This is a genomic window from Bacillus sp. MYb78 (assembly GCF_002975115.1).
GTDB classification, from domain to species: Bacteria; Bacillota; Bacilli; order Bacillales; family Bacillaceae_G; genus Bacillus_A; species Bacillus_A cereus.
In genome coordinates this window covers 73341-93262 of record NZ_PCOB01000001.1, presented here as the reverse complement: position 1 = coordinate 93262, position 19922 = coordinate 73341, and the positions used below count along the sequence as shown (strand labels likewise).

Here is a 19922-nt window from a genome sequence, read left to right as displayed (position 1 = left end):
GTCGTCCCTACGTATTTACGTAGGGACGTTTTTTTATTAGGGAGGAAGTGAACGTATTAGAAAAGAGTATTGATAGAACAATATAAATACCGAATTGTAACAAAGAAAAAGAGATAGAGAGGAGATTAACAAATGAATTCACAGCAATGGACATCGAAATTAGGTTTCGTATTAGCTGCAGCAGGTTCGGCAATTGGTCTTGGGGCGATTTGGAAATTCCCATATATGGCCGGCATTGGAGGAGGCGGAGCGTTCTTCCTAATTTTCATCGGTTTCACATTATTAATTGGTTTACCGCTATTATTAGCTGAATTTGTTATTGGAAGAAGTACACAAAAAGAGGCTGTCGATGCATATAGAGAGATTGCTCCTAAAACGTTATGGCCTTGGTTAGGTAAATTAGGAATTGTAACATGTTTCATATTACTTTCTTTCTACAGTGTTGTAGGAGGCTGGATTTTATTATATTTATGGAATGCAATTACAGGTAGACTATGGGAAGGAAATGGAGCATACGAAGCTACGTTTGGTGAAATCATTTCCAATCCATATTTAGCAGTTGGATCACAGCTATTATTCATCCTTATTACTATTTTCATCGTAAGTAAAGGTGTACAAAATGGTGTTGAAAAAGTAAATAAATATTTCATGCCAGCATTATTCGTTTTATTCTTTGTATTAATCGTTCGTGCACTTACATTAGATGGTGCTGGAGAAGGCGTTCGTTTCTTCTTACAACCTGATTTCTCACATGTAACATCAGAAGTTATATTATACGCAATGGGGCAATCGTTCTTCTCATTATCTGTCGGGGTAGCCGTTATGGTAACGTATAGCTCATACTTACCGAAAGAAGAAAGCTTACCACGTTCAGCATTTTCTATCGTAGCCTTAACTCTTGTTATTACATTACTTGCAGGACTTGCAATTTTCCCAGTTGTGTTCGCATTTGGAATGGAACCATCTCAAGGGCCGGGACTATTATTTATCGTGTTGCCAGCTATTTTCAGTAAAATGGCGTTCGGAAAATTATTCTTCATTGTTTTCTTATTACTATTCTTCTTCGCTACGATTACATCAGCAATTTCGATGTTAGAAATTAGTGTTGCATCGTTAACATCAAAAGGTAAAGGGAAACGTGAAAAAATGGCCTTAATCGTAGGGTTATTAATCTTCGTTGTTGGGGTACCATCAGCATTATCATTCGGTATATTAAGTGATCTGAAGATTTTCGGAAAGACAGTCTTTGATTTAGCGGACTATGCAGTAAGTAACGTTTTAATGCCACTTGGTGTATTATTAGTTTCTATCTTTGTTCCTTTAAAAATGAAGAAAGATGTATTAATGAAAGAGCTAGGTGTAAGTAAAAATAAAGGTTATAAACTATTCGTATTATGGTTATTCTTACTTCGTTATATCGCACCAATTGCGATTATTATCGTATTCTTAAATGTACTTGGCATTATATAAAAAGAAAGGTAGCGTATCATACATAGATACGCTACCTTTTTATTTTGCTCTTTTTTGCAATTCATTTACTGTTACGAACTGATAGCCCTTCTTAGATAAAGAATCTAAAATACCTTCAATCGTTTTAAAATTTTCATTAGACTCATCATACATAGAATGCAGTAAAATGATAGAACCTGGTTTTACATTTTTATTAACATATTCAATTTTATCAGCTGCAGATTTATAAAAAGTATCGGGCTCAAGATCCCATATAATCGTTTCGATATTATTTTTATTTAAATAATAGGGTAGTCCAATTAATTTTTTTCCGTTAGGGGGCCTAAAATTAATTTCGTCTGTAAATCCTGTTTGGCGGATTAATGAATTCGTTTTTTCTATTTCATCTTTAATAAAAGAAGGTGTTTTGAAAACCATTCTATTATGAGAATATGTATGGTTTCCAAGTTGGTGCCCAGATTGCGCGATAGCTTCTCCTAACGATAAATTTTGCTCTAATTCATTTCCAATTAAAAAGAAAGTAGCTTTAGCGTTGTATTTATCTAGTAGCGGTAATATTTGTTTTACATTGTTAGTAGGGCCATCATCAAAAGTTAAAGCAATCACTTTTTCATTTGTTTCTACGCGTTGTGTTAAATCTCCAAATAATTGAAAGCTTCTTGCGTTCATCAATTTGTATGTTCCGAATAATGCCGTGATAATAAAGAATAGTGTAACGATTGTAATGATAATTTTTTTCTTCATAATGTAACCTCACAATGATTTTTAATTCAGTTAAAAAGTATTATATCAAACTAAGTAATTTCGTGCTTTAAGAAGGGTGTGGATGCAAGGAGAAGGAATTTATCATATAATAAAATGCAAAAGGTATATTAGGAGGTGTTTATATGGCGATTATAATTCAATTGCCAGACACTGCAACGTCTCATGCAAAGCCAAGTATGGAAATGGCGATACTTTGCGTGAGGTAGACAAGTAATATACAATCGCCTATATGAGCTCGTATCATTTTTTATATTTGGCTTTGCACCTTATTGAAATGGACCATAAAAAATAAGGGGCGAGCAGAAATGAAATACGTAAAAGCTAATGCTGTTTTACCAGAGAGTTTAATTACTGAAATTCAAAAGTATATACAAGGTGAAACAATTTACATTCCGAAACAAGAAACGAAACATTATAAATGGGGTACACGATCTGGCGGAAGAAAACAACTAGATGAAAGAAATAAAGCAATTAAAGAAGCGTTTAAAAGTGGGATTGCTATTCATCAACTTGCAGAAGAATATTTTCTTTCTGGGGAAACGATTAAAAAGATTGTGTATTCTAAATAAGAGGAAAAGAGTCTGATTCATATATTACTTTGAATCAGACTCTTTTTGTTTTATGTGTATTGGATATATGAGGTGTGAACGGGCATGATAATAGAAAAAATGTGCCGTTTTTTTATTAAATGGTATACAGAGCACTTGAAAAGTAGAAAGGTGAACATATATGAATCATATTGGACAAATAACGATAGAGCTTTTAGTTGGTTTTTTTGTTCTATTAATTGCTACAAAAATATTAGGGAAAACACAAATATCTCAGCTAACGCCATTTGATTTTATTTCTGCAATCGTCCTAGGTGAGCTCGTTGGAAATTCAATATATGATCCTAAAATTAAAGTATGGTCTATTTTATATTCAGTATTTGTTTGGGTAATTTTAATTTATACTATAGAAGTGATAACACAAAAAGTAAGAGGAACAAGAAGGTTTTTTGAAGGGTATCCTTCAATTATTATTCGTAACGGAAAGATTGATCGTGAACAATTAAGCGTAAATCATTTGGATATAAACCAATTACAACAAATGCTTAGGCAACAAAAAGATATATTTTCAATCCGAGAAGTTGAATATATGATATTGGAACCGAACGGAAACATAAGCGTTCTGAAAAAAAGTAAATACGAATCTCCTACTATAAATGATTTAAGTTTAAAACATAAGCCTGTATACTTACCAATTTCATTAATTAGTGATGGAAAAGTAGTTAAGGATAATTTGAGGGAAGCGGGATTTGATGAAGGATGGCTTTATAAACAAATAAAGCAAAAAGGAATTACTAAATTTGAAGACGTATTATATGCGGAATGGAAAACAGATGATGGCTTCTTTTGTCAGGAAATGCAGCGGTAGAGAATAAGTGATATATGTAATGTTTGTTTCTAAGTTATCTTTTACATATCAAAAAACGTAATCATTGTATACAATAAAACTAGATCAACAATTTGTATGGAGTGATAAAGATGGAAGCGTTTATTAGAAGTGATCAATATAATTTTATAAAATCACAAGCTTATATTTTAGCAAACGGGCATGCAACGGCAAATGATAGAGGTGTAATTCAAGCGTTAAAATCGCTTGCGATTGAAAAGATAATACATGTATTTGAGAATTTAACGGATGAACAGAAAGAGTTAATTGATACGGTATTAACAGTTCAAAATAGAGAAGATGCAGAATCATTTTTAATGAAAATAAATCCGTATGTAATTCCGTTTCAAGAAGTTACAGCACAAACATTAAAAAAATTATTTCCTAAAGCGAAAAAGTTAAAACTTCCTGATATGGAAGAAATGGATATGAAAGAAATATCTTATTTAAGCTGGATCGATAAGGGGTCAAGCAGGAAATTTATTATAGCGAAAAATGATAAAAATAAATTTGTTGGTCTGCAAGGAACGTTCCAAAGTTTAAATAAAAAAAGCATTTGTTCGTTATGTCATGGACATGAAGAAGTAGGAATGTTTTTAGTTGAAATTAAAGGCGATGTACCAGGAACTTTCGTTAAAAAGGGAAACTACATTTGCAAAGATGGTGTAGCTTGCAATCAGAATATGAAATCGCTAGATAAATTGAACGATTTTATTGAACGCTTGAAGAAATAACGAGAAAACCTCTAGTATTTAAACTGGAGGTTTTTATTTTTTGAAGAAGTAAAATAAGCTTTCTTTGTAAATGTAGATTTATAATGAAATTTGATAAAAATATCTATTATGATACAGTTGCTTATATGCAAGGAGGTAAAACATGGATTACCTTTTATCGAAAGAAAAAGTGAAGCGATGGCCCAAAGATATGATAGCGGCGGGGCGTTGTCATACAGTTGGCCTGAAATCGGATGGCACGGTAGTAGCGGTGGGCCGGAATAAAGAAGGGGAATGTAATGTAAGTGGCTGGCGAGATATTGAAGCAGTCGCAGTGGGCAATGTTCATATGGCAACGAACACGGGTAATGCTCATACAATCGGTCTTACATGTGACAGTACTGCGGTAGCAGTGGGTTGGAATAAGCATGAACAATGTGATGTAAACGATTGGCATAATATTGTAGCGGTTGCGGCAGGGTGGCGTCGTACTATTGGCCTGAAATCGGATGGCACGGTAGTAGCGGTGGGCCGAAATAAAGAAGGAGAATGCAATGTAAGCAGTTGGCAAGGTATTGTGGCAGTCACAGCGGGTGACTGGCATACAGTCGGTCTTAAATTGGACGGCACATTGACGACTGTGGGGAATAATCGATATGGTCAATGCAATGTAAGTAGCTGGCGAGGTATTGTAGCGGTCAAGGCTGGGTATCTTCATACTGTTGGTCTTAAACGAGACGGTACGGTGACAGCAGTGGGGAATGATAAACATAACCAGTGTGATGTAAGTGGCTGGCGAGATATTGTAGCAATAGCGGCTGGTACGAATCATACAATCGGACTTAAATCAAACGGTACCGTGGTGGCAGTGGGTTGGAATGAGTATGGTCAATGTAACGTAAGTGATTGGAGAGATATTGTAGCGATAGCGGCTGGTTGTGCACATACAGTCGGACTAAAATCAGACGGCACGGTGATAGCGGTAGGTAATAATGAATTTGGCCAATGCAATGTAGGTAGCTGGCGCGACATTCGGTTGCCTGGCAAATAGTCAATTTACAATAAATCATTAGTAATATTATTCTATTTTAGGAGTAATTATGGAATAGGATATGTAGAAAATAATTAAACTTAAATCTGCTGAATAAGAATCTCTTTTGAAAAGGGATTCTTATTATTTTTCATAAAATGAGGGTATAAATGGAATTTTTGAACAAATTTTATTTCAAAATTACAGTAGAAGATATAAATTAAAAAGTATAGAGGAGATAAAGGAATGCTTAAAAGGTTTTTACTTTCTTTACCGGATGTTTTACTTATATGTATCGTTCTCTACATAATGTACACAAATTCTTTTAGTTTTGGACAGATGCTAGTAATTTCCATTTCAATCGGAATTATTGGTGGTCTTGCTATTAGAATTTGTAAGGATGTATTCACATATATAAGATGGACAATTAAACAAAGAAAAAATTGAATATGTTTAATAGTTATTAGGAGGGAATGAAATGACTAAGAAAAAGAATAGAGTGAAAAACGAGATAGTACTTTGGTCACTAACAGCAATTGTTCTATTAATTGTATGGTACTTTTATCAAAAATAAAAACGCATCGTACTCAAAAAGCACGATGCGTTTTTATTATTTTTTTTGCCAATTTTCTTTTATAAAGTCTTCACGACCAGATTCCTTTTGCTCAGTAGCATATTTCTCTGGATTCTTTTTATAGAAATGTTGGTGGTATTCCTCTGCTTCGTAAAAAGGTGCAGCAGGACGAATTTCAGTCACGATTGGATCTTTAAACATACCGCTTTCTGCAAGAGCTTGTTTTGATTTTTCAGCAAGCCCTTTTTGTGTTTCGTTATGATAAAAAATAGCGGTACGATAAGATGGACCACGGTCAAAAAATTGTCCGCCATCATCAGTTGGATCGATTTGTGGCCAATATAAGTCTAGTAATTTCTGATAAGGAAAAATAGAAGGATCGAATGTAATTTGAACAACTTCTAAATGTCCAGATGTTCCAGCTTTTACTTGTTCATATGTTGGGTTTTCTACATGACCTCCTGCATAGCCAGAAAGTACTTTATGAATACCAGGAAGTTCATCAAATGGTTTTACCATGCACCAAAAGCAACCGCCTGCGAAGGTTGCGAGTTCGTATGTTTTTTCGGACATTGCTGTAATCCTCCTAAATGTATATGTTTTATATAGTATTATATAAATTGTTTTATTGCGCAATAAAAAAGATTTGAAAATATATGTTTTTTATAAACAAGATCCTCCGCTCACATCAATTAATTGTCCAGTAACCCAGCGGCTGTCTGGAGAAGCAAGGAATGCAGCAGTATCGGCAATGTCTTCTACTTCACCTAAGCGATTGAAAGCGGAAATAGTAGTAGCGTACTGCTTCATCATCGGGTCGCTCAAGAGTTCTGCATTCATATCTGTTTTAATAAATCCTGGAAGTATTGCATTCACCGTTATTCCTCGTGCTCCAAGCTGTTTTGCTAGCGTAAAAGTCATTGTATTAATAGCGCCTTTCGTCATACTATATGCAACAAAATCAGGTAAAGAAATGCGGGTGGCAGCGGATGAAATATTAATAATTCGGCTATTGTCACGTAAACGTGGCAGTGCTTGTTGAATGATAAAGAATGGTGCTTTTGCATTTACTGAAAACGTTCTATCAAAAAATTGTTCAGTCGTTTCTTCAATAAAAGCACCAGGACCGATGCCAGCATTGTTTATTAAAATATCAAGTCGTGTTTCACCAGTGCGCTTTTGTAATTCAGTATCTAAAGCTTTATAAAGGTTTTCTACACCGTGTAAGGATTCTAAATTTGCGCCGATAGAAAAAGCTTGGCCACCATTTGATTGAATTTCATGAACAGTTTCTTCAGCGCCATCTTTTCGATTACCGTAATGAACAGCAACCAATGCACCGTCATTTGCTAAACGTTTAGCGATTGCTCGTCCAATTCCTCGGCTTGCTCCTGTAACTAACGCTACTTTCCCTTTTAACATAGTTTCCTCATCTCCTCATAAACTTTATAAGTTTTTCTTTATGTAGTAATGCAAACATACTTAAGTAATATATGAGTGTATGTAAGTAATGCATTCCAATTTTGATTTGAGAAAAAATAAATAGAATGAATTTTGATTTTTTTGAAAAAACATGTTGACAAGGAAAAGAACAACGTCCTATAATACGTGTAACAAATAAAAGTTAATTAAGAATTTTCTAACTTTATATGTTGTATATGCAAAGAAGAGGAAAGTAGATGATTATGATCGTTTCAGAGAGCTACTCCAAGGCTGTGAGGGTAGTAACAATCGAATCATTGAAGATCACCTCGGAGCATCGCTTGCGAAAGGGAAACTGAGTAGAGGGCGGCGGCATCGTCTCCGGTAAAAGGACGGAGGTCTGATTGGACCTACAAAGCTTATATTTCGTGAGAAGTATAAGGAAGCTGAGTGGTAACGCGAAACTCTCGCCTCAGCAATCAAAGCTACTAAATTGTAGTAGTTGATTGCTGAGGCGAGAGTTTTTATTTTTAAAAATAGAAGAAGAGAATGCGTAGAAGAGGAGAGTAAATGATAAAGATTGTTTCAGAGAGCTGCCCCGAGGCTGTGAGGGTGGTAACAATTCACTCATTGAAAATCACCTTGGAGCACTACTTTTGAAAACTAGTAAAAAGTAGCGGGGTTGTTCCCGATAGAAAAACAAAAGTCTAATTGGACTTGCAGAGCTTATATTTCGTGAGAAGTATAAGGAAGCTGAGTGGTACCACGATTCCCTCGTCTCAGCAATGGATTGCTACAAGTATGTAAGTAATCGATTGTTGAGACGAGTATATTTTTAAGGTTTATATACTGAATATTCTGTTAAAAATACTCATCTCAGCAATCGATGTAGAAATAGATTGCAAAAAATAGAGAAAAAAAGAGGAGCGATGTGAGATGGGAAACCAGTACATTTACATGAATGGGGAATTTGTAGAAAAAGAAAAGGCAGTTGTTTCAGTATATGATCACGGTTTTTTATACGGAGACGGTGTATTTGAAGGGATTCGTAGTTACGGAGGAAATGTATTTTGTTTAAAAGAACATGTGAAACGATTGTATGAATCAGCGAAATCTATTTTACTAACAATTCCAATGCCGGTAGAAGAAATGGAAGAAGCAGTTTTACATACACTCCAAAAAAACGAATATACTGATGCTTACATTCGCTTAATTGTCTCAAGAGGAAAAGGTGACTTAGGGCTCGATCCGAGAAGTTGTGTGAAGCCGAGCGTAATTATCATTGCAGAACAATTAAAGTTATTCCCACAAGAATTTTATGATAATGGGCTAAGCGTTGTATCGGTTGCATCAAGACGTAATACGCCAGATGCGTTAGATCCACGTATTAAGTCAATGAATTATTTAAATAACGTACTTGTAAAAATCGAAGCAGCACAAGCAGGAGTGTTAGAGGCTCTTATGTTAAATCAACAAGGATATGTTTGTGAAGGTTCTGGTGATAATGTTTTCGTTGTGAAAGATGGAAAAGTATTAACCCCGCCATCCTATTTAGGAGCATTAGAAGGTATTACGAGAAATAGTGTTATCGAGCTATGTGAGCGACTGAGTATTCCGTGTGAGGAAAGACCGTTCACTCGCCATGATGTATATGTAGCGGATGAAGTATTTTTAACAGGAACAGCAGCGGAGTTAATTCCAGTTGTAAAAGTTGATTCCAGAGAAATTGGAGATGGGAAACCAGGAAGTGTAACGAAACAATTGACCGAAGAATTTAAAAAATTAACGAGAGAAAGAGGAGTACGTGTTCCCGGGCTGACGGAAAGCTTAGCGTAAATAAGGAGAGGAGTTAATGGAAATGAAGCAGCAGTATACAGCGTATGAGAAATTACAGTATGAAGAAATGACAGGCGCTGGGCATGTGATTCAATGTTTAAAGAGATTAGGTGTAACAACCGTTTTCGGCTATCCGGGCGGAGCAATCTTGCCAATATACGATGCTTTATACGAAAGTGGTTTGAAACATGTTTTAACTCGTCATGAACAAGCTGCCATTCATGCGGCTGAAGGATATGCGAGAGCTTCTGGAAAGGTCGGGGTAGTCTTTGCTACCTCTGGCCCAGGGGCGACAAATTTAGTTACGGGTTTAGCAGACGCTTATATGGATTCGATTCCTTTAGTTGTCATTACCGGGCAAGTTGCAACGCCTTTAATTGGTAAAGATGGATTTCAAGAAGCGGATGTTGTCGGAATTACAGTACCTGTTACGAAGCATAATTACCAGGTTCGTGATGTGAATCATGTATCACGAATTGTGCAAGAAGCTTTTTATATCGCCAAAAGCGGGCGCCCGGGACCAGTATTAATTGATATTCCAAAAGATGTTCAAAATGCAAAAGTCACCAGTTTCTTTAATGAAGAAGTTGATATTCCGGGGTACAAACCAGAACTTGTACCAGACAGCATGAAACTTAGAGAGGTGGCTAAAGCAATTTCAAAATCTAAGCGTCCACTTCTTTATATTGGAGGAGGTGTCATTCATTCAGGTGGATCCGATGAACTCTTCGAATTCGCAAGGGAGAACCGTATTCCAGTCGTTTCAACTTTAATGGGACTTGGTGCATATCCACCGGATGATCCATTGTTTCTAGGGATGCTTGGTATGCATGGGACATACGCTGCTAATATGGCGGTAACAGAATGTGATTTACTACTTGCATTAGGTGTTCGCTTCGATGATCGTGTAACAGGAAAATTAGAACTTTTTTCTCCGCACTCGAAAAAAGTACATATTGATATTGATTCTTCTGAGTTTCATAAAAATGTAACTGTAGAACATCCGATTGTTGGTGATGTAAAAAAAGCGTTACAGATGCTGTTACATATGTCTATTTATACACAAACAGACGAATGGCTTCAGAAAGTAAAGACATGGAAAGAAGAATATCCACTTTCTTATAAGCAAAAAGAATCTGAGTTAAAACCACAGCATGTGATCAACTTAGTAAGTGAATTAACGAATGGTGAAGCGATTGTCACAACAGAAGTAGGTCAGCATCAAATGTGGGCTGCTCACTTCTATAAAGCAAGAAAACCTCGGACGTTCCTTACTTCTGGAGGATTAGGAACGATGGGGTTTGGTTTTCCAGCAGCAATCGGTGCTCAGCTAGCTAAAAAAGAAGAACTTGTTATTTGTATTGCAGGTGATGCTTCTTTTCAAATGAACATTCAAGAACTACAAACAATTGCTGAAAATAATATCCCTGTAAAAGTATTTATCATAAATAACAAATTTTTAGGGATGGTAAGGCAATGGCAAGAAATGTTTTATGAAAATCGTTTATCAGAGTCAAAAATTGGATCACCAGATTTTGTGAAAGTAGCAGAAGCTTATGGAGTAAAGGGATTAAGAGCAACAAATTCAACCGAGGCGAAACAAGTGATTTTAGAAGCATTTGCTCACGAAGGTCCTGTCGTAGTTGATTTTTGTGTAGAAGAAGGTGAAAACGTATTTCCGATGGTTCCGCCAAACAAAGGAAATAACGAAATGATTATGAAGAGGTGGGAAGAATGAGTCATACTTTTTCACTCGTTATTCATAACGAGCCAAGTGTCTTATTACGTATAAGTGGGATTTTTGCTCGGCGTGGTTATTATATTTCTTCTTTACATTTAAACGAAAGAGATACTAGTGGTGTTTCTGAAATGAAACTCACAGCAGTTTGTACTGAAAATGAAGCGACATTACTTGTTAGTCAGTTGAAAAAATTAATTGATGTTCTGCAAGTAAATAAATTATAAGGAGTGTATGGAATATGAAAACATATTATGAAAAAGATGCAAATGTAGAGTTATTACAAGGGAAAACTGTTGCAGTAGTTGGTTATGGATCACAAGGGCATGCGCAAGCACAAAATTTACGTGATTCTGGTGTAGAAGTAGTAGTTGGTGTTCGTCCTGGTAAGTCGTATGAAGTAGCGAAAGCGGATGGGTTTGAAGTAATGTCTGTTTCAGAAGCGGTTCGAACCGCACAAGTTGTACAAATGTTATTGCCAGATGAACAGCAAGCACATGTATATAAATCAGAAGTAGAAGAGAATCTCCGTGAAGGACAAATGTTACTTTTCTCACATGGATTTAACATTCACTTCGGCCAAATTAATCCGCCAAGTTACGTAGATGTAGCAATGGTTGCGCCAAAAAGTCCAGGTCATCTCGTTCGCCGTGTATATCAAGAAGGAAATGGTGTTCCGGCATTAGTCGCAGTGCATCAAGATGCGACGGGAACAGCGATACATGTAGCATTAGCGTATGCAAAAGGTGTAGGTTGTACACGGGCGGGTGTAATTGAAACGACATTCCAAGAAGAAACCGAAACGGATTTATTCGGTGAGCAAGCTGTACTTTGCGGCGGGGTAACTGCACTTGTGAAGGCCGGGTTTGAAACGTTAACGGAAGGTGGATATCGCCCTGAAATTGCATACTTTGAATGTTTGCATGAATTAAAGCTAATTGTTGACTTAATGTACGAAGGTGGATTAACGACTATGCGCCATTCTATTTCAGATACGGCAGAATTTGGAGATTATGTAACAGGATCGAGAATTGTTACAGATGAAACGAAGAAAGAAATGAAGCGTGTTCTGACAGAAATTCAGCAAGGTGAATTTGCGAAGAAATGGATTTTAGAAAATCAAGCAGGGCGTCCGACGTATAACGCAATGAAAAAAGCAGAACAAAATCATCAATTAGAAAAAGTGGGAGCAGAGCTTCGTGAAATGATGAGCTGGATTCATGTACCGAAAGAATTAGTAAAGAAATAGAGTAAGAGAGTATAAATGAAAAATATGTAAGAGGGGATTTGACAAGATGAGAAGTGACATGATTAAAAAAGGTTTTGATAAAGCACCGCACCGTAGTTTATTAAAAGCAACTGGTTTGAAAGATGAAGATTTTGATAAACCTTTCATAGCGATTTGTAATTCTTTTATTGAAATTATTCCAGGGCATAAACACTTGAACGAGTTTGGGAAACTTGTAAAAGAGGCAGTTCGCGCGGCAGGTATGGTACCATTCGAATTCAATACAATTGGAGTTGACGATGGTATTGCGATGGGACATATCGGTATGCGTTATTCTCTTCCGAGTCGTGAAATTATTGCAGATTCAGTAGAAACGGTTGTAAATGCACACTGGTTTGACGGCATGATTTGTATCCCAAACTGTGACAAAATTACACCAGGTATGATGATGGCTGCACTACGTATTAATATTCCGACTGTGTTTGTTTCAGGCGGCCCGATGGCGGCTGGAAAAACGTCAAAAGGAGAAGTTGTTGATTTAAGCTCTGTTTTTGAAGGGGTAGGAGCTTATCAATCTGGGAAAATTTCAGAAGAAGAATTAAAAGATATTGAAGATCATGGCTGTCCATCTTGTGGCTCTTGTTCGGGTATGTTTACCGCGAACTCTATGAATTGTTTATGTGAAGTGTTAGGTTTAGCTCTTCCTGGTAACGGGAGTATTTTAGCAATTGATCCAAGACGCGAAGAGTTAATTAAACAAGCAGCAGAGAAATTGAAAATTTTAATTGAAAGAGATATTAAGCCGCGTGATATTGTAACAGAAGAAGCAATTGACGATGCTTTTGCACTTGATATGGCGATGGGTGGATCAACGAATACAGTATTACATACGCTAGCACTCGCACAAGAGGCAGGACTAGATTATGATATGAATCGTATTGATGCAGTTTCAAGACGTGTACCCCATTTATGTAAAGTAAGTCCAGCCTCAAATTGGCATATGGAAGATATTGATCGTGCGGGCGGGATTAGTGCAATTTTGAAAGAGATGAGCCGGAAAGAAGGAGTACTTCATCTTGATCGAATAACTGCTACTGGGCAAACATTAAGAGAAAATATTGCTGAGGCAGAGATTAAAGATAAGGAAGTTATTCACTCTCTCGAAAACCCTCATAGTGAGGAAGGAGGATTGCGTATATTAAAAGGCAACCTTGCGAAAGATGGAGCAGTTATTAAAAGCGGTGCAACAGAGGTAAAGCGTTTTGAAGGACCTTGTGTTATTTTTAATTCACAAGATGAGGCACTTGCTGGCATTATGCTTGGGAAAGTGAAAAAAGGAGATGTAGTTGTCATTCGTTATGAAGGACCAAGAGGTGGCCCTGGTATGCCAGAAATGTTAGCACCAACATCAGCAATTGCTGGAATGGGATTAGGTGCTGAGGTTGCATTATTAACGGATGGACGTTTTTCTGGAGCTTCACGTGGAATTTCAGTAGGACATATTTCACCAGAAGCAGCAGCGGGCGGGATGATTGCACTTCTTGAACAAGGGGATATTGTATGTATTGATGTTGAAGAACGCTTGCTAGAAGTAAGGGTGAGTGATGAGGAATTAGAAAAGCGTAAAAAAGAATGGAAACGACCAGAACCGAAAGTGAAAACTGGCTGGCTTGGACGTTATGCACAAATGGTAACATCGGCGAATACAGGGGCTGTTCTGAAAATCCCGAATTTTGATTGAGCCAATTTAAAAGAGATAAGGATGATATATAATGGTGCAAAAGATAAAGGAGAGAGTGAAAATTGAAGATATCTTAATGGCCCATAATTGCATGAAAGATATCGTTATTAAAACACCGTTACAACGTGATACAGTTTTATCTGAGAAATATGATTGTGACGTTTATGTAAAACGAGAAGACTTACAATTAATTCGCTCTTTCAAAATTCGTGGTGCATACAATTTGATTCAAAGTTTACCGAAAGAAAAGTTACAAAACGGTGTTGTTTGTGCAAGTGCTGGTAATCATGCGCAAGGAGTTGCTTATACGTGTAATTTATTGAAGATTACGTCAAAAATATTTATGCCCACAACAACACCGAAACAAAAAGTATCACAAGTACAATTTTTCGGTGGTGATTTCGCAGAGATTGTATTAGTTGGTGATACATTCGATAGCTCTTTCCAAGAAGCACAGTGTTATTGTGAAGAAAATAGAATGACATTTGTTCATCCGTTTGATGATCCGTATGTAGTTGCTGGTCAAGGGACAGTGGCAGTTGAAATTATGCATGATATGGAGAAACCGGTTGATTATATCTTTACAGCAATCGGTGGTGGTGGATTAGCATCAGGAGTTGGTACATATGTAAAAGGTGTTAGTCCTACTACAAAGGTTATTGGTGTAGAGCCAATGGGAGCTGCATCTATGAAAGAGGCTTTTCTTCAAAATGAAAATGTGGCATTGGATAAAATAGATAGCTTTGTTGATGGGGCAGCTGTTAAAAAAGTAGGAAAGTTAACATTTGAAACTTGTAAAGATGTAATTGATGATATTGTTTTAGTACCAGAGGGGAAAGTTTGTACGACGATTTTAGAACTGTATAAGAAAAATGCGATTGTAGCTGAACCGGCTGGTGCACTCTCTATTGCAGCACTTGATTTATACAGGGATGAAATAAAAGGTAAAACAGTTGTATGTACGCTAAGTGGTGGAAATAATGATATTGATAGAATGCAAGAAATGAAAGAGCGTTCGCTCATTTATGAAGGACTGAAACATTACTTTATCATTGAATTTCCGCAACGTTCAGGTGCGCTAAGAGAATTTCTTGATAAAGGATTAGGACCAGAAGATGACATTACGCGCTTTGAGTATATTAAGAAACATAATAAAGAAAATGGTCCAGCATTAGTCGGCGTAGAATTAAAACATAAAGAAGATTATGAGCAATTAATTACTCGCTTTAAAGAAAATAATATTCAATTTATGGAACTTAATAAAAACCCAGTTTTGTTTGATTTGCTTATTTAATAGAAGGAAAGAGTTAGAATGTAAATAAAAAAGATAGATACAAGCGAGGAAATATAGTGCTTGTTCTATCTTTTTTATAGTTAAACTAGGTACTCATTAAATTCAAGAAGAATAAAGCTAGCTAACCAAAAGAGTATCGCAATACGAATGATTACATACATTGTAAATTCAGAGGGAGTAAGATTTCTCTCACGCTTTATTTTTTTAAATAGTCTCACAGAATAAAAGGAACATAAAAGTAGGATTGCTATAGACATTTTATAAACGTTCTCTAACAAACTTACATTTTCTAATAAGTCTTTCAGCATGTTTATCACCTATTCTGTAAAGTATATTACAGAGAAATAGATCTTGAGCTGTCTAGTTTCGTTTGTTTTTTATTTTCCCTGTATCATCAATTTCTACATCAGTTGAAATTGTTTGTAAATATTGAAGAGCTTTTTTCTTTTCTCCCTCATTTACAGGGGAAACTTGGTTGTTGCGAATGATATAAGGATTGAATGACATTTGGACATCCTTTCCTTTAAAAGTTAAAGTTAATACGCCAGTTTCAGCGCTTTTCCCATTCACATAACTCGGGAATAAAAAGTTACCTAATGAGTAAGCGATAGGAACTTTATTATAATACTCAAACCCTTGTAACCAATGTGGATGGCTTCCGACAATTGCGTTAGCTCCTGCTTCAACCATTTTAGGTACATATTGCTTTTGGTATTCTACCGGACGATTTGATTTTTCAACGCCCCAATGCATATAGACGATTAAATAGTCTGCATCTTGTTTTTGTTCTTTAATTGTTTTTGTTACAAGATTTAAATCATAGCCATTCGCAACGCCAGGTTTATTCTCATCAGCTACCCAATTAGAATCAGGCATAAATCGAACGAAGGAAAGAAATTTGAACTTTTTCCCTTTTACGGTCATTTCTCGTGCTGTATATGCATCTTTCGCATTTTTTCCGGCTCCAATGTAAGGGAACTTTAATTTTTCTACGTGAGAAATCGTATCTAATAATCCATCTTGCCCATAATCAAGTGTGTGGTTATTCCCAATATTTACGATGTCATATCCAGTGTTTTTAATAGCTTGTAGTGTAGATGGATCACTTTTAATCCAAAACAGTTGCCCAGGTGCTTTCTTTTCTTTCGTTGTAAATGCCGACTCTAAATTCACAAAAGAAATATCAGCTTTTTTTATTTCTTCTTTTACATGTTGGAATGGGTAATCAGCCCCGTTTTTTTCGATTATAGGACGCAATTGCCAATCAAACATTGTATCACCAGAGAAGGTGAGTGTGATTTCTTGGTCTTCTATTTTCTTTTCGCTTTTTGAAGCGGTTTTACTAGATTTGTTTTGTAAATCGGGTTTGTCTTTTGCTTTTGAAATAAAAGAGTAATTGATTAATAAAACAATCGGTGTAATGAAAAAGGCTATTAACAAAAATCGTTTTAGTAAAGTTTTCATATATACCTTCCCTTTTAATATTATCCCGCAATTAAATTAACACTGAATCTATTAAAGGTAATTAAAGTTACAAAAAATAGCGGGTTATGTAGTGGAAAACATTTGTTAATATTCTCAATATTAAGTTAACATATAGATAACCTGTAAATCAATGTATAAACCAAAATATAGAAATAAAGAATTCGAAGGGTGAAGAATGAGAAATGGTTATATTAGGAGCAGTTGTAAATGGGATTTGTATTATATTTGGTACTTTACTTGGTAAATTATTTAGTAGGATTCCAGAAAGTATGAAAGGGACGATAATGCACGCAATCGGTTTAGCGGTTACTGTGCTTGGGCTTCAAATGGCATTAAAAAGTGAAAACTTTCTTGTTGTCATACTGAGTTTAGTGATTGGTACGGTAATTGGAGAATGGTTACAATTAGAAGAAAAGTTAAAACATTTAGGGGATTGGCTAGAAAATAAAGTTGGATCGAAAGGAAAAGGTAGCATATCAGAAGGTTTTGTAACAGCTACTTTAATTTTTGCAATTGGCGCGATGGGGATACTTGGTGCACTTGACAGTGGGATTCGCGGAAATCATGATATTTTATTTACAAAGGCGATTATCGATGGATTTATTTCTATTATATTAACGACAACTCTAGGAATTGGCGTAGTATTTTCGGCGATTCCAGTTGTTTTATATGAAGGTGGTATTGCAGTTTTTGCAACACAAATTAATAGTTTTGTCCCAAAAGAATTAATGAACCAATTTATAGTGGAGATGACGGCTACGGGCGGCATTATGATATCTGCTATTGGATTGAACTTGCTTAGTATTATTAAAATCAAGGTGGCAAATTTACTTCCAGGTATATTGGTAGTGGGTGTAATTGTTTCAATTATTTATGGTTACGGTTTGTTAGTAAATTAGTAGAGGATGGAAACACATATGGAGGAATTTCAATTTACAAAACGTGTGCATAAAATATTGGAGATTGCAGCAAAAGAGAGTGAGTGTAACATAATTCAACCAGTCCATCTGTTTATAGGTATGTGTAAAGAAGGTACAGGAGTTTGCGCTGAGTTATTTATGTATTTGTTTCATAAAGTGGGTCCAGATTTTTTAGAAAAACTTTCGTTACGAAAACGATTCGATTTACATAATCAAGAGTATAAAAAAATAGGGCAATATAAACTATCTTATAAAGCGATAGAAATTTTACAAATAGCGAAGAAACGTATGGAACGCTTTCAGCAAGTAGTAATCAATGAAGGACATGTTATGTATGCATTATTTCGTGTAGATACAGATATTGGCGAATTTATACATACACAAATGCAAGAAGATATATTACGTATTACAGCTGCACCGAGAGACTTAGCGGTTGATTTAAATAGTTTTAAATCTATTTATAATACATTATTTTGTCATGTAAGAAGAGCTAGTCCTTCTGATTTTGATAAGTTATCACGATTTGTGGCGGATGAATTTGGTGAACGGTGGTTACAGTCGGTTGATTACGGATTTCGGACATATAATGAAAAGTTACCTATCTATATTGCACAGCAGGAGGAAGTGATAATTGGTTTCGCCTGTTACGATGTAGTGAGAGGAAAGAAAGGATTGTTTGGTCCGATGGGCATAGCGAAACAAAATCGAGTGAAAGGTGTAGGAAAAGAATTATTGCATCATTGTTTATATAATATGAAGCAAGATGGATATGAATATGCGATTATTGGACAAGCAGGTCCCATTGAGTTTTACGAGAGAAATTGTAATGCTCGTTTAATACCGATAAATAATAAGTAACCAACTTCATATAGAGGAGTTGGTTTTATTATGAAAATGATGTAGAGATGTAGTGGTTTTTACTAGAAAATAGCGGGTTTTGTAGTAAATCTTGCATATAAAGCAAATTACTAAACTTTTTACAAGAAAGGGTGTAGAATGGGTATCTAAAGAAAGAAGGTGTGAAAATGGCCAGCTGGAAACGGAATTTAATGATTTGTTGGCTAGGTTGTTTTACCACTGCAGCCGGTATGAGTTTAGTAATTCCTTTCTTATCTTTTTATATTGAGGAATTAGGAGTAACTGGCACTTCAAATATTGCACAGTGGTCGGGACTTGCATTTGGTGTAACATTTTTAATGGGTGCGATCGTATCGCCAATATGGGGAAAGCTTGGTGATATACATGGACGGAAATTGATGCTTATTCGTGCGAGCCTCGGTATGGCGATTATTATGACGCTTATGGGGTTTGTAACGGATGTGTATCAACTAGTCGCACTAAGATTTTTAATGGGAGCAGTATCTGGTTTCCTTTCAACCGCGATGACATTTATTGCAGCAGAAACTCCGAAAGAACATTCAGGTTGGGCGATTTCCACAATTTCAACCGGGGGCGTGAGCGGCTCATTACTTGGCCCATTACTTGGTGGTTATTTGTCTGAGTTAATTGGAATGCGTCATGTCTTTCTTGTTACAGGAGCTTTTTTATTCCTTTCCTTTCTCATCGTTTTTTTCTTCCTGCATGAAGAAAATCACTCTGCTCAAGCAAAAAAAACACAGCCGAAAAAAGTATGGACGATGGTCCCAGCGAAGCATTTAATTATTAGTTTATTTGTAACAACATTTATTATTCAACTTGCTAATATGTCAGTTCAACCAATTGTTACATTGTACGTGAAAAATTTAGTAGGTCCTCATACTGCACATATTGAAACAATTGCGGGTGCAGTTATGTCAGCGACAGGATTAGCAGTTATTTTGGCAGCACCAAGACTAGGAAGATTATCAGATCATATCGGTCCTCAAAAAACGTTAGTTGTAGCGTTATTTGCAGCAGGAATTATTTTTATCCCGCAAGCATTTGTAACCTCAGCTTGGCAACTATTAATTCTTCGATTTTTATTAGGTATCGCCCAAGCAGGATTATTGCCTTCCGTACAAACTCTACTAAAACAACATACACCAACCCATGTTACGGGACGAATATTTGGATATAATCAGTCGTTTCAGTTTTTAGGAAATATGATTGGTCCAGTGCTCGGGGGACAAATTGCAGCGCATGCAGGCTTCCAATATGTTTTCCTCTCTACATCATCACTATTATTTATTGCGTGTATTTGGGTTTATTTTCATAATAAGAACGAAGAAGTATCAGAGAAACAACGTTTGGAAGTTAGTTAACTAAGTGAATGAAAAAGAAAAAGGATGAAGCA

20 protein-coding genes and 1 other annotated feature are annotated in these 19922 nt (G+C 36.0%); of the genes, 15 read left to right on the top strand and 5 right to left on the bottom strand.

What is annotated here, in order from left to right; genetic code table 11:
- The first annotated feature begins 132 nt into the window (after positions 1-132).
- A complete protein-coding gene (locus tag CQ064_RS00470) occupies positions 133-1470 on the top strand; it encodes a sodium-dependent transporter (RefSeq protein ID WP_001088187.1) in 1338 nt (445 codons plus the stop codon).
- Positions 1471-1509: 39 nt separating this feature from the next.
- On the opposite strand, the gene CQ064_RS00465 is transcribed toward CQ064_RS00470, so the two are convergent.
- Positions 1510-2214, bottom strand: coding sequence for a polysaccharide deacetylase family protein (locus CQ064_RS00465; RefSeq protein ID WP_000726859.1), 705 nt, complete (start codon positions 2212-2214; stop codon positions 1510-1512).
- A gap of 326 nt (positions 2215-2540) precedes the next feature.
- On the opposite strand from CQ064_RS00465, the gene CQ064_RS00460 reads away from it, so the two are divergent.
- The 5 genes from CQ064_RS00460 to CQ064_RS00435 all read left to right on the top strand — a co-directional run bounded on the left by CQ064_RS00460 (position 2541) and on the right by CQ064_RS00435 (position 5859).
- A complete protein-coding gene (locus tag CQ064_RS00460) occupies positions 2541-2804 on the top strand; it encodes a CD3324 family protein (RefSeq protein WP_000878325.1) in 264 nt (87 codons plus the stop codon).
- 160 nt (positions 2805-2964) lie between these two features.
- Positions 2965-3651 carry a DUF421 domain-containing protein gene (locus tag CQ064_RS00455; protein ID WP_001015543.1) on the top strand — a complete coding sequence of 229 codons (687 nt, stop codon included), beginning with the start codon at positions 2965-2967 and terminating at the stop codon, positions 3649-3651.
- Between the two features lie 110 nt (positions 3652-3761).
- Positions 3762-4403: a FusB/FusC family EF-G-binding protein gene (locus CQ064_RS00445; protein ID WP_000387074.1), complete on the top strand. Its 642-nt coding sequence runs from the start codon at positions 3762-3764 to the stop codon at positions 4401-4403.
- 142 nt (positions 4404-4545) lie between these two features.
- Positions 4546-5433, top strand: coding sequence for an RCC1 domain-containing protein (locus CQ064_RS00440; protein ID WP_000385093.1), 888 nt, complete (start codon positions 4546-4548; stop codon positions 5431-5433).
- 225 nt (positions 5434-5658) lie between these two features.
- Positions 5659-5859, top strand: coding sequence for a hypothetical protein (locus CQ064_RS00435; protein ID WP_000919315.1), 201 nt, complete (start codon positions 5659-5661; stop codon positions 5857-5859).
- Positions 5860-6022: 163 nt separating this feature from the next.
- Here the strand turns inward: CQ064_RS00435 and msrA are convergent, their stop codons facing one another.
- Both msrA and CQ064_RS00420 read right to left on the bottom strand, forming a co-directional pair.
- A complete protein-coding gene (gene msrA, locus CQ064_RS00425) occupies positions 6023-6559 on the bottom strand; it encodes a peptide-methionine (S)-S-oxide reductase MsrA (protein ID WP_001291883.1) in 537 nt (178 codons plus the stop codon).
- 90 nt (positions 6560-6649) lie between these two features.
- Positions 6650-7408 (bottom strand): SDR family oxidoreductase, encoded by a 759-nt coding sequence (locus CQ064_RS00420; RefSeq protein WP_000911817.1) that lies wholly within the window; start codon positions 7406-7408, stop codon positions 6650-6652.
- Between the two features lie 545 nt (positions 7409-7953).
- Positions 7954-8193 (top strand) — a binding site (T-box leader).
- A gap of 151 nt (positions 8194-8344) precedes the next feature.
- Between CQ064_RS00420 and ilvE the strand changes: the two genes are divergently transcribed.
- The 6 genes from ilvE to ilvA are packed head-to-tail and all read left to right on the top strand — an operon-like array spanning position 8345 to position 15245.
- On the top strand, positions 8345-9244 hold the full coding sequence (ilvE, locus tag CQ064_RS00415) for a branched-chain-amino-acid transaminase (protein WP_000528145.1): 900 nt from the start codon (positions 8345-8347) through the stop codon (positions 9242-9244).
- Between the two features lie 22 nt (positions 9245-9266).
- Positions 9267-10982: an acetolactate synthase large subunit gene (gene ilvB, locus CQ064_RS00410; RefSeq protein WP_015055107.1), complete on the top strand. Its 1716-nt coding sequence runs from the start codon at positions 9267-9269 to the stop codon at positions 10980-10982.
- Positions 10979-11209, top strand: coding sequence for an ACT domain-containing protein (locus CQ064_RS00405; protein WP_000019916.1), 231 nt, complete (start codon positions 10979-10981; stop codon positions 11207-11209). The genes ilvB and CQ064_RS00405 overlap by 4 nt, the downstream gene beginning before the upstream one ends.
- A 14-nt stretch (positions 11210-11223) precedes the next feature.
- Positions 11224-12231 carry a ketol-acid reductoisomerase gene (ilvC, locus tag CQ064_RS00400; RefSeq protein ID WP_000861146.1) on the top strand — a complete coding sequence of 336 codons (1008 nt, stop codon included), beginning with the start codon at positions 11224-11226 and terminating at the stop codon, positions 12229-12231.
- 46 nt (positions 12232-12277) lie between these two features.
- Positions 12278-13951 (top strand): dihydroxy-acid dehydratase, encoded by a 1674-nt coding sequence (gene ilvD, locus CQ064_RS00395; protein ID WP_001255815.1) that lies wholly within the window; start codon positions 12278-12280, stop codon positions 13949-13951.
- A gap of 31 nt (positions 13952-13982) precedes the next feature.
- Positions 13983-15245: a threonine ammonia-lyase IlvA gene (gene ilvA / locus CQ064_RS00390; protein ID WP_000250222.1), complete on the top strand. Its 1263-nt coding sequence runs from the start codon at positions 13983-13985 to the stop codon at positions 15243-15245.
- 80 nt (positions 15246-15325) lie between these two features.
- On the opposite strand, the gene CQ064_RS00385 is transcribed toward ilvA, so the two are convergent.
- Both CQ064_RS00385 and CQ064_RS00380 read right to left on the bottom strand, forming a co-directional pair.
- On the bottom strand, positions 15326-15553 hold the full coding sequence (locus CQ064_RS00385; protein ID WP_000910232.1) for a hypothetical protein: 228 nt from the start codon (positions 15551-15553) through the stop codon (positions 15326-15328).
- Between the two features lie 52 nt (positions 15554-15605).
- Positions 15606-16709, bottom strand: a complete 1104-nt coding sequence (locus CQ064_RS00380) for a CapA family protein (protein ID WP_000854532.1) — start codon at positions 16707-16709, stop codon at positions 15606-15608.
- A gap of 203 nt (positions 16710-16912) precedes the next feature.
- On the opposite strand from CQ064_RS00380, the gene CQ064_RS00375 reads away from it, so the two are divergent.
- From CQ064_RS00375 to CQ064_RS00365, 3 genes are all read left to right on the top strand, one after another.
- Positions 16913-17629, top strand: a complete 717-nt coding sequence (locus tag CQ064_RS00375) for a DUF554 domain-containing protein (RefSeq protein WP_000236030.1) — start codon at positions 16913-16915, stop codon at positions 17627-17629.
- Positions 17630-17647: 18 nt separating this feature from the next.
- Complete coding sequence (locus CQ064_RS00370; protein WP_000390852.1) at positions 17648-18508, top strand: GNAT family N-acetyltransferase; 861 nt, start codon at positions 17648-17650, stop codon at positions 18506-18508.
- A gap of 167 nt (positions 18509-18675) precedes the next feature.
- Positions 18676-19890 carry a multidrug efflux MFS transporter gene (locus CQ064_RS00365; RefSeq protein ID WP_000179289.1) on the top strand — a complete coding sequence of 405 codons (1215 nt, stop codon included), beginning with the start codon at positions 18676-18678 and terminating at the stop codon, positions 19888-19890.
- Positions 19891-19922: the final 32 nt, after the last annotated feature.

Coding starts and splice junctions, on each gene's coding strand:
- ilvD (WP_001255815.1), top strand. CDS start 12,278: ATGAGAAGTGACATGATTAAAAAAGGTTTTGATAAAGCACCGCACCGT.
- CQ064_RS00380 (WP_000854532.1), bottom strand. CDS start 16,709: ATGAAAACTTTACTAAAACGATTTTTGTTAATAGCCTTTTTCATTACA.
- ilvA (WP_000250222.1), top strand. CDS start 13,983: ATGGTGCAAAAGATAAAGGAGAGAGTGAAAATTGAAGATATCTTAATG.
- ilvE (WP_000528145.1), top strand. CDS start 8,345: ATGGGAAACCAGTACATTTACATGAATGGGGAATTTGTAGAAAAAGAA.
- CQ064_RS00405 (WP_000019916.1), top strand. CDS start 10,979: ATGAGTCATACTTTTTCACTCGTTATTCATAACGAGCCAAGTGTCTTA.
- CQ064_RS00375 (WP_000236030.1), top strand. CDS start 16,913: ATGGTTATATTAGGAGCAGTTGTAAATGGGATTTGTATTATATTTGGT.
- CQ064_RS00455 (WP_001015543.1), top strand. CDS start 2,965: ATGAATCATATTGGACAAATAACGATAGAGCTTTTAGTTGGTTTTTTT.
- ilvB (WP_015055107.1), top strand. CDS start 9,267: ATGAAGCAGCAGTATACAGCGTATGAGAAATTACAGTATGAAGAAATG.
- CQ064_RS00460 (WP_000878325.1), top strand. CDS start 2,541: ATGAAATACGTAAAAGCTAATGCTGTTTTACCAGAGAGTTTAATTACT.
- CQ064_RS00365 (WP_000179289.1), top strand. CDS start 18,676: ATGGCCAGCTGGAAACGGAATTTAATGATTTGTTGGCTAGGTTGTTTT.
- CQ064_RS00435 (WP_000919315.1), top strand. CDS start 5,659: ATGCTTAAAAGGTTTTTACTTTCTTTACCGGATGTTTTACTTATATGT.
- CQ064_RS00385 (WP_000910232.1), bottom strand. CDS start 15,553: ATGCTGAAAGACTTATTAGAAAATGTAAGTTTGTTAGAGAACGTTTAT.
- CQ064_RS00445 (WP_000387074.1), top strand. CDS start 3,762: ATGGAAGCGTTTATTAGAAGTGATCAATATAATTTTATAAAATCACAA.
- msrA (WP_001291883.1), bottom strand. CDS start 6,559: ATGTCCGAAAAAACATACGAACTCGCAACCTTCGCAGGCGGTTGCTTT.
- CQ064_RS00370 (WP_000390852.1), top strand. CDS start 17,648: ATGGAGGAATTTCAATTTACAAAACGTGTGCATAAAATATTGGAGATT.
- CQ064_RS00465 (WP_000726859.1), bottom strand. CDS start 2,214: ATGAAGAAAAAAATTATCATTACAATCGTTACACTATTCTTTATTATC.
- CQ064_RS00440 (WP_000385093.1), top strand. CDS start 4,546: ATGGATTACCTTTTATCGAAAGAAAAAGTGAAGCGATGGCCCAAAGAT.
- ilvC (WP_000861146.1), top strand. CDS start 11,224: ATGAAAACATATTATGAAAAAGATGCAAATGTAGAGTTATTACAAGGG.
- CQ064_RS00470 (WP_001088187.1), top strand. CDS start 133: ATGAATTCACAGCAATGGACATCGAAATTAGGTTTCGTATTAGCTGCA.
- CQ064_RS00420 (WP_000911817.1), bottom strand. CDS start 7,408: ATGTTAAAAGGGAAAGTAGCGTTAGTTACAGGAGCAAGCCGAGGAATT.